We start from the raw sequence: 16,669 nt of genomic DNA on the forward strand, positions 1-16,669 counted from the left end.
GATGGGGTTAGGAGTCGTAGTTCACTTCGACGCAGGGGCTGGTGGGCACCGACTGGCAGGTGAGCACGTAGCCGCGCTCCAGCTCGTCCGGTTCGAGGGCGTAGTTCTCGGCCATCTCCACGGTGCCGGAGACGAGGGTCGCCCGGCAGGTGCCACACACGCCGCCGGCGCAGGCGAACGGCACGTCGCCGCGCACCCGGAGGGCGGCGTTCAGAATGCTCTCGTTGCTGTGCACCGGGCTCGTCACCGTGCCCGTCGTGCCGTCGAGGCGGAAGCTGATCGTGTGCACCTCGTCGCCGGGGTCGACCTGCACGGGCCGACCGCTCTGCCCGGACGGGTTCTCCGGGCGCCCGGTTGTGAACAGCTCGAAGCGGATGGCGTCCGCGTCGACGCCGAACTCGGCGAGGGTGTCGCGGCAGAGCTGCACGAGGTCGAACGGGCCACAGAGGAACCACTCGTCGACGCTGCCCGGTTCGATCAGCATGCGCAGGATGCTGCGCAGCTTGTGCGCGTCCAGGCGCCCGCTCAGCAGCTCGGAGCTGCGGATCTCCCGGGTGAGCAGGTGGTGCAGCGCGAGCCGATCCGGGTAGCGGTCCTTGAGGTCGGCGAGCTCGTCGACGAACATCGTGTCCATCACGGTGCGGTTCGAATAGAGCAGCGTGAAGCGGTTGCCCGGGTGGGCGCCGAGCGTGCTCTCGATCAGCGCGAGCACCGGGGTGATGCCGGAGCCGGCCGCGATCGCGACGAGGTGGGCGGCATCCGTGTCGGCCAAGCGGGAGGTGAATGTGCCCTCCGGACTCATCACCTCCAACTCCATGCCGACCTCGAGGTGGTCGAGTGCCCAGCTGGAGAACACCCCGCCGAGGTCGCGCTTGATCCCCACCCGCAGCTCGCCGGCGACGGGCGCCTGGCAGATCGAGTAGCTGCGGCGCAGGTCCTCGCCCTCCAGCACGGTGCGGAGCGCGATGTACTGGCCGGGCGCGTAGGCATACTGGTCGCGCAGCTCATCCGGAACGGTGAAGCTCACCGCGATGGCGTCGGTGGTCAGCCTGCGCACCTCGGCGACCTTCAGCCGGTGGAACGCGGCCCGGCGCCGGGTCGTTGTTGTGTCGCTGGCCACTCAGTGCTCCTTGAAGTAGTCGAACGGCTCCTGGCAACGCTGGCAGACGTAGTGTGCCTTGCAGGAGGTCGAGCCGAAGCGGCTCACCTCGCGCGTGTGCAGCGAGCCGCACTGGGGGCAGCGGATGCCGAGGCCGAGGCTCACGGTGCCGCCGGCCTGCCGGGTGCGCGGCGCGGCGATGCCGTAGCTCTCGAGCTTGGTCTTGCCGGTCTCGCTCATCCAGTCGGTCGTCCACGCGGGGGAGAGCACGGTGGTGACCGTGACCTGGGCGTAGCCGTTGCGGGCGAGTGCAGCCGTGATGTCGTCGCGGATGGCGTCGACCGCCGGGCAGCCGGAGTAGGTCGGGGTGATCTCGACGAGCACGCCGCCCTGCTCGTCGACGTGGGCGCTGCGCAGCACGCCGAGGTCTTCGATGGTCAGCACGGGAACCTCGGGGTCGACCACGGTCGCGGCGAGGTCCCAGACTCTCCGGTCGGGCTCGGTGGCCGGCCGGGGGCGGGCGATGCGTTCCAGTTCGGTCACCATGATGCTCCTGGGTGCACGCGGGCGAGTACCTGCATCTCGGCCAACAGCGGGCCGAGGTATTCGGTGTGCACACCGAGTCGGCCGCCGCCGCGGGCGTAGGGGGCGCTCGGCACGGTCAGCCCGGCCTCGGTGATCAGCCGCGGCACGAGGGCGTCGAAGCCCTCCCGCAGCGAGGACGGGGTGACGGCGATGCCGGCGAGAGCGGCGGCATCCTGGCCGGTCGGAAGGGAGTCGTCACTGAAGAGCTCGTCGCTGAAGACCCACATGGTGTCGAGGCCGCGCTGCATGCGGCGGTGCGATTCCGCGGTGCCCTGGCCGAGGCGCAGCAGCCATTGCGCCGAGTGGTCGAGGTGGTAGTCGACCTCTTTGAGCGCCTTGGCGGCGATTCCGGAGAGCATCGGGTCCGGGGATGCTGACAGTGCCCGGTACAACCCGATGAAGTAGGCCGAGGCGATCAGCTGGCGGGCAATCGTCTGGGCGAAGTCGCCGTTCGGCTGCTCGAACAGCTGCCGGTTGACGAACTGCGGCTCGTCCCGGAAATAGGCGAGGTCGTCCTCGCTCTGGCCCCAGGCGGAGCCGGCATAGGTCAGCAGGCTGCGCGCGTGGCCGAGCAGGTCGAGGGCGATGTTGGACAGCGCCACATCTTCTTCGAGTTCTGGCGCGTTCGTGACCCATTCGCCGAGCCGCTGGGCGAGCACGAGGGCGTCGTCGCCGAGGCCGAGGGCGTAGCGCGCGACGGCGTCGCTCGCCCCGGCATCCGTGTCGGTGATGCTCTGCTTGATCGACTCGGGCGTGAGCGCGGTCCCGATCGCCCGGTTGCTGTGACCGCTCATAGGTGGGGCACCGTGTCTGACTCGGTGTAGTAGGTGGCGTGGCGGTATTCCTTGCCCTGTGGGGACTCGAAGAAGGCGCCCTTGGCGTCGGGGTCGGATGCCGTGATCGCCGAGGCGCGCACGACCCAGATGGAGACGCCCTCGCCCCGCCGGGTGTAGAGGTCGCGCGCATTGCGCACGGCCATCGTCTCGTCGGGGGCGTGCAGGGAGCCAGCGTGCACGTGAGAGAGGCCGCGGGAGGAACGGACGAAGACCTCCCAGAGGGGCCACTGCTCGCGCTCGCCGGAGTCGCCGGGGCTGGTCATGATGCCATCCATTCGTGGGTCGGGGCCTGGGCCGCGGCCAGGCTCGCTTGCTTGTCGGCGTAGGCGCGGGCTGCCTCGCGCACCCACTCGCCGTTCTCGTGGGCGGCGCGCCGGCGGGAGACCCGGATCGCGTTGGCGGGCCCACGGCCGGCGAGCACCTCGGTGAACTCGTTCCAGTCGAGCTCGCCGAAGTCGTAGTGGCCGCGCTCCTGGTTCCACTTGAGGTCGGGGTCCGGCAGTGTCACGCCGAGGATCTCGGCCTGGGGAACGAGCATGTCGACGAAGCGCTGGCGCAGTTCGTCGTTGCTGAAACGCTTAATCTTCCACGCCATGCTCTGCTGCGAGTTGGGGGAGTCGGCGTCGGGCGGGCCGAACATCATCAGCGCGGGGGCGTACCAACGGTTCACCGATTCCTGCGCCATCTCGCGCTGCGCGGGGGTGCCTCGCATGAGCTCCAGCAGAATCTCGAAGCCCTGGCGCTGGTGGAAGGACTCTTCCTTGCAGATGCGCACCATGGCGCGCCCGTACGGCCCGTAGGAGGCGCGGCAGAGCGGCACCTGGTTGCAGATCGCGGCGCCGTCGACGAGCCAGCCGATCGAGCCCATGTCGGCCCAGGTCGGCGTCGTGTAGTTGAAGATCGAGGAGTACTTCGCCTTGCCGGTGATGAGGTGCTCGAACATGGTGTCGCGGTCGGTGCCGAGCGTCTGTGCGGCGGAGTAGAGGTAGAGGCCGTGACCGGCCTCGTCCTGCACCTTCGCCATCAGGATCGCCTTGCGCTTGAGGCTGGGGGCGCGGGTGATCCAGTTGCCCTCCGGCTGCATGCCGATGATCTCGGAGTTCGCGTGCTGGGAGATCTGGCGCACGAGCGTCTTGCGGTAGGCGGCCGGCATCCAGTCGCTCGGCTCGATGCGGCTGTCGGCGGCGATGAGCTCGTCGAAGCGGCGCTGGCCAGAACCGTCCGGATCGTCGTCCGGTTCGTGTGCCGCGTGCAGCTGGCGCAGTGGATCAGCCACGGGAGCCTCCTCGCTCTGGACGCGCTGGGCATCCGCAAATGAACACGATACTTACCGATCGTTCAGTAATGCTAACACCGCGAGCCCGTCCCATCAAGGCGCCGCCGCCCGCGGCCTCCCGGTCGGGAACCGGTGGTCGGCTAGAATCGGGAACCGCAATGGCACCGCTCGCCGGGCGGACCACCAAGCCGAGACCTGGAGTGAGTCGCGTTGTGAACCAGCCATCGAAATCCACGAGCCGGGCGCCCCGCGGCGGCAACGGTCGAGCGGGCCGCGTTCCCTACGACCTCGACGCGGTGCTCGACATCGCTGTGCTGGCGTTCAACGAGTTCGGCTACGAGGCGACCTCCATGGGCGTGCTTGCCGAACGGCTCGGCACCAGCAAATCGGCCATTTATTACCACGTGACCGGCAAGGAAGACCTGCTTCGACGGGCCCTCGAGCGGGCGCTGGGCGGGCTGGAGGGAATCCTCTCCGAGCCGGGCGCCCTCGAGGGCTCACCCGTGGAGCGGCTGCGCTACGTGCTGCGCGGTGCGGTGCTCGTGCTCGCCGACGACCTGCCCTACGTCACCCTCCTGCTGCGCCTGCGTGGCAACACCGAGGTTGAGCGGGAGGCACTGGAGCGCCGCCGGGCCTTCGACCACGTGATCGCCGGGCTCGTCGACGAGGCGCGCGTCGAGGGCACCCTTCGCGCCGACGTCGACGCGCGCACCACGGTGCGCCTGTTGTTCGGCATGATCAACTCGATCGTCGAGTGGTACAAGCCGGGCGGCGCGCTCACCCCTGACCAGCTCGCCGAAGACGTCATCACCGTCGCCTTCGAGGGTGTGCGGGTGCACGACGCCGCGCCCGTGCCGACCGCGCGGGTCTAGTTCGGGTCCCGGTCAGCTCGTGCTGAGGTCCTCGGCCAGCATGACGATGATGCCGCTGGGGCCGCGCACGTACGTCAGCTTGTAGACGTCCCGGTAGTTCGCCACACCCCGCAGCGGATAGCAGCCGTGCCGCGCGGCGATCTCCAGCGCCTCGTCGATGTCGTCGACAGAGAAGGCGACGCGGTGCATGCCAATCTCATTGGGGAGAGTGGGACTCGTCTCGATCGCGGCGGGGTTGATGTACTCGAAGAGCTCCAGGCGGCCGTGCCCGTCTGGTGTCTGGAGCAGAGCGATCTTGGCGTGGTTCCCGTCCAGGCCGACGGCCGTGTCGGCCCACTCGCCGCTCACGGTGTCGCGGCCGACGACCGTGAGGCCCAGGTCGGTGAAGAAGGCGATGGCTGCCTCGATGTCCTGAACAGCGATGCCGACGTTCTCCAATGTGATGGCCATGCGTCGCATGCTAGCGGGCCGGGCTGCTGCGCCCCAGCCCTCACCCGTTGGCGGCTAGCCCTCCTTGGCCACGAGGGTGAGCACGTCGTAGCTGGCGACGACCTCCTCGCGCTGGTTCACCAGCACCGCGTCCCAGCGCACCTCGCCGTACTCCTCGTTCTCGCGCGGAGTGATCTGCTTGGCGGTCAACGTCACCCGCACGCTGTCTCCGGGCGAAACGGGCGTGAGGAAGCGCAGGTTCTCGAGGCCGTAGTTGGCCAGCACGGGCCCCGGCGCAGGGTCGACGAACAGGCCGGCAGCCCAGGCGAGAAGCAGGTATCCGTGGGCGACACGGCCGGGGAAGAACGGGTTGGCCGCTGCGGCCTCCTCGTCGGTGTGCGCATAGAAGGTGTCGCCGGTGAACTCGGCGAAGTGACCGATGTCCTCCAGGGTGATCTCACGCTCCGCCGAGACGACGGCGTCGCCGATCCGCAGCCGGGCGAGCGACTTGCGGAACGGGTGCTCCTCGCCGGCCTGCACCGGCGCGCCCGCGCGCCAGCGGCCGGTCAGCGCCGAGAGCACGGCCGGCGTGCCCTGGATGGCGGTGCGGCGCATGAAGTGCTTCACGGCGCGGATGCCGCCGAGCTCCTCGCCGCCGCCGGCCCGGCCGGGCCCGCCGTGCACGAGGTGTGGAACGGGGGAGCCGTGCCCGGTGCTGGTCTTCGCGTCGTCGCGGTCGAGCACGAGCACGCGGCCGTGGAAGGGGGCGATGCCGGAGACGAGCGACATGACCGTCTCCGGGTCGAAGCTCGCGACGGTGGCCACGAGGGAGCCGCCTCCCCGGTTTGCGAGCCGCACCGCGTCGGCCGTGTCCGTGTAGCCGATGACCGATGCGACGGGGCCGAACGCTTCGATGTCGTGAACCGCCGGCGCGTCAGAATCGTCGAAGCGCAGCAGCACCGGGGTGAAGAAGGCGCCCTCCGGGGCCGGGGCCACGGTGCCGTCCAGGTGCACGACGGCGGGCTCGTCCAGGCTGCCGACCGCGATGCGGCCGCCGCCGGCGATGAGCTGCTCGACGCTGCGGCGCACCTCGCCCAGCTGTTCGACGCTCGCCAGCGGGCCCATCGTGACGCCCTGCGCACGCGGGTCGCCGAGGGTGACGCGCTGGGCAAGGCGGGCGCCGACAGCCTCGACGACGGCGTCCACACGCTCAGCCGGCACGATCAGGCGTCGGATGCTGGTGCACTTCTGCCCCGCCTTCGACGTCATCTCGGTGACGGCGCTCGCGATGTACGCGTCGAACTCGGGTGTGCCGCTCTCGGCATCCAGACCCAGGATGGCCGCGTTCAGCGAGTCGGTCTCGCGGCCTAGCGTGACCCCGCCGCCCAGCACGCTGGGGTGCTCTGAGAGGGTGCGCGCGGTGGAGGCGGAGCCGGTGAAACTGACGGTATCGCGCACATCGAGGGTGTCGAGGAAGCCGCGCACCGATCCGCAGATCAGCTGCAGCGACCCGGCGGGCAGCAGGCCGGAGTCGACCATCGCCCGCACCGTCGCCTCGGTGAGGTAGGCGGTCGGCGTCGCCGGCTTGACGATGCTCGGCACGCCGGCGAGGAAGGCGGGGGCGAACTTCTCGAGCATGCCCCAGACCGGAAAGTTGAAGGCGTTGACCTGGAAGGCGACGCCGGGCAGCCGGGTGTAGACGTGCTGGCCGCCGAAAGACCCGTCGCGGGCCAGGTTCTCCGGGTCGCCGTCGACGATGAGCTTCGCGTTGGGCAGTTCGCGCCGGCCCTTTGACGAGTAGGTGTAGAGCACGCCGATTCCGCCGTCGATGTCGACCATCGAGTCCCGGCGGGTCGCGCCGGTGCGATCGCTCAGTGCGTACAGCTCCTCCTTGACCTCGCCGAGGTGGATGGCGAGGGCCTTCAGCCGCAGAGCGCGCTCGTGGAAGGTGAGCTCGCCGAGGCTTGCCTGCCCGACCGTGCGGGCGTGCTCCACCGCGGCGGCGATGTCTAGGCCGTCGCTGCCGACCAGGGCGATGGGCTCGCCGGTCGAGGCGTCCCGCGCGAGCGTTCCCGTGCGCGGCTCCCACCAGGTGTCGCCGACGTAGCTGGGGAGGAGGCGCGGGGTGATGGTGTCGCTGGATGTCATGGTCGAGCCCTTCGCGGTGCTGGTTCGTTCGGTGCTGGTGCGTATGGTGCTGGTGTCGATCGGTGCTGGTTGTCGCTGGGTGCGGGATGCCGGGTCAGTCGCCCCAGCTGAAGAAGCCTTCCCCGCTCTTGCGGCCGAGCTTGCCCGCCGCGACCTTCTCGCGCAGCAGGGCGGGCACTTCAAAGCGGGGGCCGAGCTGGCTCTCCAGGTACTCGGCGATCCCGAGGCGCACGTCGAGCCCGACCAGGTCGGTCAGGCGCAGCGGGCCGATCGGGAACTTGTAGCCCAGCACCATGGCTGCATCGATGTCCTCGGCAGAGGCGACCCCGTCCTCGAGCATGCGGATCGCCTCGAGCGCGATGACGACGCCGAGGCGGGAGCTGGCGAATCCGGGGGAGTCCTGCACGGTGATCGGTGTCTTGCCGATCGCCGCAACCCAGCCGAGTGCCGCGTCGATCAGCTCGGGTGCAGTGGCCGGGCCACGCACGATCTCCACCAGGCTCGACGCGGGAACGGGGTTGAAGAAGTGCAGCCCGCAGAAGCGCTCCGGTCGGGCCAGGGCGCTGGCCAGCTCCCCGATCGAGAGCGAGGACGTGTTCGTGGCGAGCCAGGCGTCTGCGGAGAGCTCGCGCTCCACCCGGGTGAGCACCTCGACCTTCATCTGCACGTCCTCGGGAACGACCTCGATCACGAGGCCGGCTGCTGCCAGGTCTGCGGCATCCGTCGTCACCCTGGCCCTGGCCTCGAGGGTGTGTGCCGTCTCGCCTGTGGTCTGGCGCGCGATGCTGTTCGCGATCGCGGAGCGCAGGACCTCCGATGCATGCGCGGCGGAGTCGGAGTTGCGCTCGAGGATGACGACGGAGGCGCCGGCCAGCAGGAAGGCGTGCGCGATGCCGACACCCATGCGGCCGCCGCCGGCGACCCCCACGATGCTGGGCACGCCGGAGGGCAGGGTCATGGTCTCTGTCATTTCTTCTTCCGTCTCGCCAGGAAGGCATCCATCAGGGCGAATTTCGCCGGGGACTCGAACAGCACGGCCTGGGCCTGCTCGTCCACGGCGGGGTGGTCGGCGCGCGAAGCGTGGAACACCCGCTTTGTTGCCTGCACGGCATGGGGGTCCTGCTTGGCGATGCGGTCGGCGAGGGCGTTGGCCGCGGCGTCGAGCTGGTCCGGCTCGTGCACCTCGGTGACCAGGCGCAGGGCGAGCGCCTCCTCGGCGTTCAGGACCCGGCCGGCGAGCAGGATCTCCTTGGCCACCGGCTCGCCCACAAGCTCGGCAAGGCGCCAGCTGGCGCCGGCCGCAGCCAAGATGCCGAGCGAGGTTTCCGGGTTGCCGATGCGCGCGGTCGTGCTGGCGATGCGGAAGTCGGCGGCGTAGGCGAGCTCGGCCCCGCCGCCGAGCGCCCAGCCGTCGATGGCCGCGATGACGGGCATCGGCAGGGCGGCGATCCGGCCGAAGAGCCGGGAATTGATGCCGGCCAGGGCGTCTTCGCGGCGGCGATCGCGCAGCTCGGCGATATCGGCGCCCGAGGCGAAGACACCGCCGGCGCCGCTGAGGATGAGGATCCGGGGAACGGCCTCGAGCTGGGCGCACACGACGTGCAGCTCGTCGACCATCGCCGCATCGATCGCGTTCCGCACGCCGGGCCGGTCGAGCACGACGTGCAGCCGGTCGGGGCGTTCGGCCTCGATGCGGAGCGTCGGGGCGGCCATCAGACCGTCTCCACGGCGAGGGCGGCGCCCTGGCCGACACCGACGCACATCGTCGCGAGCCCGGTTCCGCCGCCGGCGCGCTCGAGGCGACCGAGCAGGGTGGTGAGGATGCGGGTTCCCGATGCGCCGAGCGGATGCCCGAGCGCGATCGCTCCGCCGTCGCTGTTGACGATCTCCTCGTCGAGGTCCAGTTGGCGCATGCAGGCGATGGCCTGGGTGGCGAAGGCCTCGTTCAGCTCGACGGCGGCCAACTCGCGGGCGCTGAGCCCGAGGCGGGTGAAGAGCTTGCGGGTCGCCGGGACGGGGCCGAGCCCCATGACCTCCGGCAGCACGCCGGCGGACGCGCCGCCGAGGACACGGGCGCGGGGCACCAGGCCGTAACGGGCGATGGCGTCTTCGCTGGCGATGAGCACGGCGGCCGAGCCGTCATTCAGCGAGGAGGCGTTGCCCGCCGTGACGAGGCTGCCTCCGCGCACCACAGGGCGCAGGCTGGCGAGACGTTCGAGTGAGGTGTCGGCCCGGGGGCCCTCGTCCACGGTGAAGTTGCCGTTCTTGGTGGGCACGCCGACGATCTCCGCGGCGAACCGGCCGGCCTGGATCGCCGTCAGGGCGCGCTCGTGCGAGCGCAGCGCGAAGGCATCCGCCTCGTCCCTGCCGATGCCCTCGAGGGAGCCGACGTGCTCGGCGGTCTCCGGCATGCTCATCGTGAACTTGTCGCGCTTGCTGAACTCGAGGTTGGTGAAGCGCCAGCCGATCGAGGTGTCTGCCAGCTCACCGGGGCGGCCGAACGCCTTCTCCGGTTTGGCAAGCACCCAGGGGGCGCGGGTCATGGACTCGACCCCGCCGGCGATCACGACGTCGGCCTCGCCGGACTTGACCATGCTGGTGGCCAGGTGCACGGCAGAGAGCCCGGAGGCGCAGAGCCGGTTGACGGTGATGCCGGGAACCGTCTCGGGCAGGCCGGCGAGCAGCACCGCCATCCTGGCCACGTTGCGGTTGTCTTCGCCCGCCTGGTTCGCGGCGCCGAAGATGACGTCGTCGATGACCGCCGGGTCGATGCCCGTGCGGGTGACGAGCTCGCGCACCACGAGTGCCGCGAGGTCGTCGGGGCGCACCTCTGCGAGGGCGCTGCCGTACCTGCCGATGGGAGTTCGAACCCCGCCAACCACAAATGCTTCCGCCATGGCTCCATTACCTTGCATGCAGTTTCCACGGACTCGCGCTCGAGAACAGGACTTACTGACCGTTCGTTCTGTACACGATGTCATGTGCCGCGCGCTGCGTCAACATTGGCAGCAGGGGAGGGCGTTGCGTCCGAAATCGTGTTGCCCGCGTGCCATGCTTACTGTACGTTCAGTTGGCACGGGGCGATTCCGGCGACGTGACGAGGAGCAGCAAGGATGGCGATCGACAGCATGGAAGACGTGCGCGCGTCTCACGAGGGCGAACTCCGGGCCATGCTGCTGCGCGACCGCGTCGCGGTCACGCTCGGGCTGCAGCTCGTCGTGGACGAACCGGGCCACGCCGTCATTACCATGGTCGTGCGCGACGACATGCTGAACGGCTTCGATGTCATGCACGGCGGACTCATCTTCTCGCTGGCCGACACGGCCTTCGCCGTCGCCTGCAACGAAGACGAGCAGGTGACTCTGGCCGCCGGTGCCGAGATCTCCTTCCTCCGCCCCGTCCGGATCGGGCAGCAGCTGACCGCGACCGCGGTCCGGCGCACCCGCACCGGGCGCAGCGGCATTTACGATGTGCAGGTGGTCGATGAGGCCGGCCACGTGGTCGCGGAGTTCCGCGGGCGCAGCCGCACGACACGGCTGCCGGCCCCCGCACCCGGCAACAGCGACGGCGCAGACCGCGGCACGCCGTAGCCGCCAGAGCCCGCACTCGACTTCACCCCCATGACCAATGCAATGGAGCATCCATGACTCAGCTGTCCACGTCGCAGGCGGCAACACCGTCGCCCTCCACATCGAGGGCCTTCGCCCCGGCGCTGGCTGAGCTTGACGCCGAAGAGCGGATGTCGCGCGACGAGATAGAGGCCCTGCAGCTGTCCCGGCTGCAGCAGACGGTGCGCCACGCCTACCAGAACGTGCCCTTCTACACCCAGAAGTTTGACGGGGTGGGGGTGCACCCCGACGACATCCGCGAGCTCAGCGACCTGCAGAAGCTGCCGTTCACGACAAAGGAAGACCTGCGGCTGAACTACCCGTTCGGCATGTTCGCCGTGCCGCGCTCTGAGGTCGCGCGCATCCATGCGTCATCCGGCACCACCGGGCAGCCGACAGTGGTCGGCTACACGAAGGGCGACCTGGACGACTGGGGCATGCTCGTCGCGCGCTCGCTGCGCGCCGCTGGCATCCGCCCCGGCCAGATGGTGCACAACGCCTATGGTTACGGGCTGTTCACCGGTGGACTGGGCGCCCACGCCGGCATCGAGCGGCTCGGCTGCACCGTCGTGCCCATGTCGGGCGGCAACACGGCCAAGCAGGTGCAGCTGATCCGCGACTTCGAACCCGACGCGATCCTCTGCACGCCCACCTACCTGCTCACGATCATCGATGCCCTCGCGGCGAGCGGCATGGATCCGCGCGACTCCTCGCTCGCCGTCGCCGTGCTCGGAGCGGAGCCGTGGACCAACGAGATGCGTTCGACGATCGAGCAGGGCCTCGGTATCGATGCGTTGGACATCTACGGCCTCAGCGAGGTCATGGGCCCGGGCGTTGGCAGCGAGTGCATCGAGTCCAAAGACGGCCCGCACATCTGGGAGGACCAGTTCCGTCCAGAGGTCATCGACTCCGACACGGGTGTGCCGCTGGCCGACGGGCAGCAGGGGGAGCTGGTCTTCACCACGCTCCGCAAGCAGGCACTGCCGATCATTCGCTACCGCACCCACGACATCACCACGCTGTTGCCGGGCACCGCACGGCCGAACATGCGCCGGATCGAGAAGATCACGGGCCGCAACGACGACATGATCGTGCTGCGTGGCGTCAACCTGTTCCCGAGCCAGATCGAGGAGATCACGCTCGCGATCGACGGCCTCTCCCCGCACTTCGAGCTCGAGCTCACCCGCGTCGGGCGCCTGGACCGGATGACGGTGCACGTCGAACCCGCCCAGGCGCTCAGCGCTGCGGAGGGCGCGCGCGTCATCGCCGCGCTCGAGCGCGAGGTGAAGATCCGGGTCGGCACGACGGTCGAGGTTCATCTGGCTGCCCCCGGCAGCCTGGAGCGTTCCAGCGGCAAGCTCAAGCGCGTCTACGACAACCGGCAGTAGCGTTTGACCCGCAACGGAGTGCCGCTCTTGGCTGCGCGGAACCCTCGCTTTGGGGAGCTCCGCGCCGCTAGACTTCCGGGCAGTAGGCGCCGTGCCGAGTGGTGCCGTCTGCACTGGCAGTGTCGGTCACACGGAGGGGATCACTCATGAGCAGCACCATCCACACGAACAAATCCGGGCTCTGGGGGGCCTTCGCCGGCATCATCACGCTGGCGCTGGTTGCATTCCCGCTGTCCGCGGCGCTGTCATTCGCCACCCACCCCGCAACGCAGGCGCTCTTCGGCGGCCGACTCGAGCAAGCCTCGCAGTTCGGTTACCTGCTGTTCTGGTGGGTACTCGTGGCATTGATCGTGTCGCTGCCGTTCCTCGTCGGGTTCGGCGTCGCCAAGCTCAACACGAAGACCCTGGCCATCGCAGGCGCCATCGTCGCTGTCTTTGTCATTCTCATCTTGGTGCTCGGACAGCTGTTCGTCTTCATCTAGACATCGACCCGCTGCTCGGTCGAAACGACCGTGATACGCAGCGCGACACTGCCTGAATGTTTCGCGCCGGACTTCTCCGCACTCTTCTTCTTCTTCTTCGCGCTGTTCTTCAGCGCACTGAGCCTGTTCGCCAGACGGATAGCCGTGAACTGCAGGCCGTACTTCGCCTTCAGCGCCGCATCGGTGAGCGCGCGGGTCTCCGCATCCGACGCGATCTCCGCGTGCGCCTGAACCGGTGCAGCGGTGCCGCGGATGCCGCCGCGGGCGTCGCACGCAACGAGCTCGATCCGCGGGTCATTGAGGATGCGCTTCACCTTGCCCGAGTTCGCGCCCGTCGTGACCAGCAGCTGACCGTCGGAGCTCTGCGCGATCCAGACCGGCGTCGAGACACCTTCGCCGTTCTTCCGGAATGTCGTCAGAAGTACATAGCTCTCGGAGGCCAGATCTGAGAGTGCCAGCTCTTCGAATGGGGGAGTCGTCATAACCACCTACTCTAAGAGCCCGGTCGCCATGCCCCGGGGCCGCAACAGCCGCTCGGGAACCTGCACCGGCGGTCTTCGCCGCAGTGCCGACTTCGAGCTCAGCAGCCGCGGCGTCTGGTCAGGCTCTATTGTTCGGGGCGGGATGAGCCAATACGTCGCGCCATCGCGGACGATCTCCCAGCCCTGATTGTGGAACAACAGGTGGTGGTGTCTGCAGAGCAGAATGCCGTCATCGATGTCTGTCGGCCCGCTATCGCGTTTCCAGTGTTTGATGTGGTGGGCCTCCGTCCACGAGACCGGCCGGTCACAGCCATCAGCCATGCAGCCGCCGTCCCGTGCCGCCAGGGCAATGCGTTGCCGCCTCGTGAACAGGCGCGTCTCCCGGCCGAGATTCAGCGGCTGGCCCCGCTCATCAAAGATCACCGGCACGTAGCCACCCGCGCAGATCTCCCGCTCGACGGTTTCGATAGGCACTGCCTCATTGCTGGACTCGATGATCCCGAACCCCAGTCCTGCGCCGGTCGCGCGGTGGGCGAGGGACTCCTCCTGCACGTGCAGCGTGACGGACGGCCGGTGGTTGTCGAGAATCTTGTCGGGGTCGACGCTGATCCCGGCCCGGAGCAGGTCGACGAAGCCATCAGCGGCGAACTCATCGACCTCCCGCAGGTCGCCTCGAGCAGCGCGGGCGGCGACGGTGTCCGTTTGAGAGCGGAACTTCACCCCGGCCCTCCGCGGATGGCGCAGTTGATCTTTGACCGCGATGACGAGGGCACCATTCTCTGGCTCCAACAGGAAGGAGCCGGCCACCATCCCGTCTGGACGTTCCCATGCCTTGAAGTATTGCTGTCGCCGCATCTGCTCGGAGCGGGCGAGGACGCCGGCCGCATCAGCTCGGTCGCGCGCGGCCCGCGCCGCCTTGAAGGCCAGTTCCGGCGTCAGCTGCGAGCACTCGTGGATCAGCTCGGGCAGCACCGCGCAAACGGCGTCGAGGAGTGCCTCCTCGCGGGCGGCTCGGGCCTCGGTCGCCTCGACCCGCGCACCGTCGACTGCGGATGCGGCATCCCCTACCCCGAGCGGCCCGCGCAGCGCCTCTGTCAGGAGAAGTCGCCCGTCCGGCCCTGCGCCCAATCCGCCGCGGATCGCATCGCCAACACCGAGGCTGAACAGGCCGGATGCGACAGCATCGCTGATCGGGCCGAACCACGGTCTCGCGGCGGCCGAGGCGGGGAAACCCACCCCGGAGGCAAGCTCCGCACCGCCCAGGCCGGGCACTGGCTCGCCGTCGGGGAGACCGGCCTCCCGCCGCAAACGTGCCAGCTCGTCAGCGGCCTCCGTCTCCGCCAGCATCAAGCCCGTGCTCAGCAAGGTCGATGCCTCCGTGCGGGAGCCGCCGGTGATCTTCTGCAGTAGCGCGCCCGCGTTGGTGTGCCCCAGTCGGTTGGCCAGACCCGCCTGGCCCAACTCCCTCTTCGAGCGGCTGGCCAGCGACGCCGAAGCCAGCGCGATCTGCCGCTGCAGCGTGGACGAATGCTGGGAGAGGGTTTCCAGCGTCGCGAGGAGTTCCGAGTCGCGGAGGGCGTCGTAGCTGGCGGCGTTCAGACGCACTGTTGTCTGCTCGCAACTCTGGATGAGCTGCGCCGCTGACTCAGGTGCATCGGCCGTTCTCTGCATACCCCAAATCTACGCGGCGGATGCACAGCAGGCGAAAGGAAAATCCCAGATGTGGACAACTTTCCAGATCGAGGGAGCTGTGTGCAACAGGCAGCGGAATGAGCGGCTCGGGATACGAGAACTCCGTGGCGCCCGGCGCCCTCATTCCGACTCGGATGCACTCGTGGTCGGTCGGTGCGGCCAGTGTGAGCCATTCCTCATCGATCACATATCCGACACTGCGATTTGCGCCGAGACTCGCGGCGTCATCCGATGTCAGCTCTCGCAGCAGGACGTCGCGGCTTGTCTCTGTCCGGAGATCGCCGTCCGCCCACCCGGGGTATGCGGAAGCCCGGTCACGAAGCCCTTCAGACGCCCTGGATCAGATCCACGATTTTCTGGGCGTCGTCATCGGGGGAGAGGGCGATCTGCAGTTGCTTACCCTCCAACACCTCCATGACCACGACGGCGGCCACCACCTCGTCGCCGACCTTCAAGACCAGGCGCGCCGTGCCTCCGGCGGCCTGCTCGGTCAGCGTGTGGAGGAGCGCGGCCCCCTCCGCCGTGAGCGTCACGTCGATTGCGTTCTGCCCCACACCCTGTGCGACGGCAGCCGCCTCGACTCCGACCCGCTCAAATGTCGCTGGCAGTTCGACATCCTCGCCGTTGACCGAAACGCACTGCGCGTCCGTCCCCGCGGTGCAGAACTCTGACACCGCCATCTCGATCACCCCGCTGGGGCTTGACGATTCCCCGGTGCTCGCGCCCGCTGGGGCACAGCCGCTGAGCAGCAACAAGGCGGGGGCGAGCAGAGCAGAGGCGAGCAGGGAGACCCCGCGAGTTCGACGAGTCATGATTCCCCCTGATCGGGCACAGGGGCGGATGCCGCACTGCTTCCGATTCGGAGCCTACTCGGCGCGGGGTACGCCTCAAACAAAAAAAGAGCTCCCACGCTAGCCCGAACTTCAGAAGAAGTCCGAACTAGCGTGAGAACTCACACTGTGCCCCCGGAGGGATTCGAACCCCCGACCTTCGGTACCGGAAACCGGCGCTCTATCCCCTGAGCTACGGAGGCGCTTGAACGAGATTACCGCATTCCGGCCGCGTCGAAAGACCACGCCACCGCAGCGGTCATCGCCGCCCGGCGTTACTCAGGCAGGTGCGAGATGGCCGCGCGCACAAGCGGCTCGGCGTCGCCCGGCTCCCCGAACATCGTCGAGGTGGCGGTCAGCCAATACTTCGGGGTGAACACCTGGATCTCGCCGCTGGCCGGGTCGAAGAAACCACTGACCGCCGGAGGGGTTCCGTAGGTGGGAACGGGCGTGCTTGAGGCGGCAGCGGCATTCAGGGCCAGCGTGAGCTGCTCGGGGCTCGGCTGCGACAACGAGAAGTTCATCAGCTCGTTGCTGGTCTGGTGCAGGTAGCCGCAGGCGATGCCGTTGTCGGCGACCGCGGCGGCGGCCAGCGAGCCCTCGGCGGGCACGAAACCGGGGTCCGTGCTCACGTTCGGGTTGAAGTCGTAGATGTCCTGCGGGGCGAGCAGCGTCTTGCAGTCGATGGTGATCGGCGTGCCGGGCTCCACGGTCGGCTCGGCCGTCGGCGGGGTGCTCTGGCCGTCCGTCGGCTCCGTCGTGGCTGCGCCGCCAGGCGTTGACTCCGGGGTCGGCTCCGCACTGCACCCGGCCAGGCCAAGCACCGCAATCGCGGCGAGGGAACCGACGAGCAAGAGGGAACGCGAGCGCGCGCGCAACGCGGGGGCAGGAGCAACAGGCATGTACGCGACTCTAGCAATCAGGCGGCCCGGCTAAGATTGT

At 68.9% G+C, this 16,669-nt stretch carries 18 protein-coding genes and 1 tRNA gene; 4 read left to right on the plus strand and 15 right to left on the minus strand.

What is annotated here, in order from left to right; translation table 11 throughout:
• Positions 1 to 7 precede the first annotated feature (7 nt).
• Genes paaE through paaA form a run of 5 tightly spaced genes read right to left on the minus strand, consistent with a single transcriptional unit; the run spans position 8 to position 3,784 of the window.
• The gene (gene paaE, locus AWU67_RS02570; protein WP_067226383.1) at positions 8 to 1,120 is read right to left on the minus strand and encodes a 1,2-phenylacetyl-CoA epoxidase subunit PaaE; all 1,113 of its coding nucleotides are present in this window, start codon (positions 1,118 to 1,120) and stop codon (positions 8 to 10) included.
• A complete protein-coding gene (gene paaD / locus AWU67_RS02575; RefSeq protein ID WP_067226385.1) occupies positions 1,121 to 1,645 on the minus strand; it encodes a 1,2-phenylacetyl-CoA epoxidase subunit PaaD in 525 nt (174 codons plus the stop codon).
• The gene (paaC, locus tag AWU67_RS02580; RefSeq protein WP_067226387.1) at positions 1,639 to 2,478 is read right to left on the minus strand and encodes a 1,2-phenylacetyl-CoA epoxidase subunit PaaC; all 840 of its coding nucleotides are present in this window, start codon (positions 2,476 to 2,478) and stop codon (positions 1,639 to 1,641) included. The genes paaD and paaC overlap by 7 nt, the downstream gene beginning before the upstream one ends.
• Positions 2,475 to 2,783 (minus strand): 1,2-phenylacetyl-CoA epoxidase subunit PaaB, encoded by a 309-nt coding sequence (gene paaB, locus AWU67_RS02585; RefSeq protein WP_067226389.1) that lies wholly within the window; start codon positions 2,781 to 2,783, stop codon positions 2,475 to 2,477. Before paaB ends, paaC begins: the two co-directional genes overlap by 4 nt.
• Positions 2,780 to 3,784, minus strand: a complete 1,005-nt coding sequence (paaA, locus tag AWU67_RS02590) for a 1,2-phenylacetyl-CoA epoxidase subunit PaaA (RefSeq protein WP_199922377.1) — start codon at positions 3,782 to 3,784, stop codon at positions 2,780 to 2,782. The genes paaB and paaA overlap by 4 nt, the downstream gene beginning before the upstream one ends.
• A gap of 224 nt (positions 3,785 to 4,008) precedes the next feature.
• On the opposite strand from paaA, the gene AWU67_RS02595 reads away from it, so the two are divergent.
• Complete coding sequence (locus tag AWU67_RS02595; protein WP_067226391.1) at positions 4,009 to 4,668, plus strand: TetR/AcrR family transcriptional regulator; 660 nt, start codon at positions 4,009 to 4,011, stop codon at positions 4,666 to 4,668.
• 12 nt (positions 4,669 to 4,680) lie between these two features.
• On the opposite strand, the gene AWU67_RS02600 is transcribed toward AWU67_RS02595, so the two are convergent.
• The 5 genes from AWU67_RS02600 to AWU67_RS02620 form a co-directional block, all read right to left on the minus strand.
• Positions 4,681 to 5,118: a VOC family protein gene (locus AWU67_RS02600; protein WP_067226393.1), complete on the minus strand. Its 438-nt coding sequence runs from the start codon at positions 5,116 to 5,118 to the stop codon at positions 4,681 to 4,683.
• 54 nt (positions 5,119 to 5,172) lie between these two features.
• Entirely contained in the window at positions 5,173 to 7,245 is a 2,073-nt protein-coding gene (gene paaZ, locus AWU67_RS02605) for a phenylacetic acid degradation bifunctional protein PaaZ (RefSeq protein WP_067226396.1), read from the minus strand.
• Positions 7,246 to 7,339: 94 nt separating this feature from the next.
• Positions 7,340 to 8,215, minus strand: coding sequence for a 3-hydroxyacyl-CoA dehydrogenase family protein (locus tag AWU67_RS02610; protein ID WP_067226398.1), 876 nt, complete (start codon positions 8,213 to 8,215; stop codon positions 7,340 to 7,342).
• The gene (locus tag AWU67_RS02615; protein WP_067226401.1) at positions 8,212 to 8,958 is read right to left on the minus strand and encodes an enoyl-CoA hydratase/isomerase family protein; all 747 of its coding nucleotides are present in this window, start codon (positions 8,956 to 8,958) and stop codon (positions 8,212 to 8,214) included. Before AWU67_RS02615 ends, AWU67_RS02610 begins: the two co-directional genes overlap by 4 nt.
• On the minus strand, positions 8,958 to 10,142 hold the full coding sequence (locus tag AWU67_RS02620; protein ID WP_067226404.1) for an acetyl-CoA C-acyltransferase: 1,185 nt from the start codon (positions 10,140 to 10,142) through the stop codon (positions 8,958 to 8,960). Before AWU67_RS02620 ends, AWU67_RS02615 begins: the two co-directional genes overlap by 1 nt.
• A 216-nt stretch (positions 10,143 to 10,358) precedes the next feature.
• Here AWU67_RS02620 and paaI point away from each other — a divergent pair, with 216 nt between their 5' ends.
• The 3 genes from paaI to AWU67_RS02635 all read left to right on the plus strand — a co-directional run bounded on the left by paaI (position 10,359) and on the right by AWU67_RS02635 (position 12,723).
• Positions 10,359 to 10,835 (plus strand): hydroxyphenylacetyl-CoA thioesterase PaaI, encoded by a 477-nt coding sequence (gene paaI / locus AWU67_RS02625; RefSeq protein ID WP_234407332.1) that lies wholly within the window; start codon positions 10,359 to 10,361, stop codon positions 10,833 to 10,835.
• Between the two features lie 53 nt (positions 10,836 to 10,888).
• A complete protein-coding gene (gene paaK / locus AWU67_RS02630; protein ID WP_199922335.1) occupies positions 10,889 to 12,241 on the plus strand; it encodes a phenylacetate--CoA ligase PaaK in 1,353 nt (450 codons plus the stop codon).
• Between the two features lie 146 nt (positions 12,242 to 12,387).
• A complete protein-coding gene (locus AWU67_RS02635; RefSeq protein ID WP_067226408.1) occupies positions 12,388 to 12,723 on the plus strand; it encodes a hypothetical protein in 336 nt (111 codons plus the stop codon).
• Here the strand turns inward: AWU67_RS02635 and AWU67_RS02640 are convergent.
• From AWU67_RS02640 to AWU67_RS02660, 5 genes are all read right to left on the minus strand, one after another.
• Positions 12,720 to 13,205, minus strand: coding sequence for a PPOX class F420-dependent oxidoreductase (locus AWU67_RS02640; RefSeq protein WP_082716723.1), 486 nt, complete (start codon positions 13,203 to 13,205; stop codon positions 12,720 to 12,722). The two genes, AWU67_RS02635 and AWU67_RS02640, sit on opposite strands and share 4 nt — an antisense overlap.
• A gap of 6 nt (positions 13,206 to 13,211) precedes the next feature.
• Positions 13,212 to 14,876: an HNH endonuclease signature motif containing protein gene (locus tag AWU67_RS02645; RefSeq protein ID WP_067226411.1), complete on the minus strand. Its 1,665-nt coding sequence runs from the start codon at positions 14,874 to 14,876 to the stop codon at positions 13,212 to 13,214.
• A gap of 347 nt (positions 14,877 to 15,223) precedes the next feature.
• Complete coding sequence (locus tag AWU67_RS02650; protein ID WP_067226414.1) at positions 15,224 to 15,709, minus strand: hypothetical protein; 486 nt, start codon at positions 15,707 to 15,709, stop codon at positions 15,224 to 15,226.
• Between the two features lie 148 nt (positions 15,710 to 15,857).
• Positions 15,858 to 15,930 (minus strand) — tRNA-Arg (locus AWU67_RS02655).
• 72 nt (positions 15,931 to 16,002) lie between these two features.
• On the minus strand, positions 16,003 to 16,629 hold the full coding sequence (locus tag AWU67_RS02660; RefSeq protein ID WP_129586612.1) for a hypothetical protein: 627 nt from the start codon (positions 16,627 to 16,629) through the stop codon (positions 16,003 to 16,005).
• Between the last annotated feature and the right edge of the window lie 40 nt (positions 16,630 to 16,669).

This window comes from Microterricola viridarii, from assembly GCF_001542775.1.
GTDB classification, from domain to species: Bacteria; Actinomycetota; Actinomycetes; order Actinomycetales; family Microbacteriaceae; genus Microterricola; species Microterricola viridarii_A.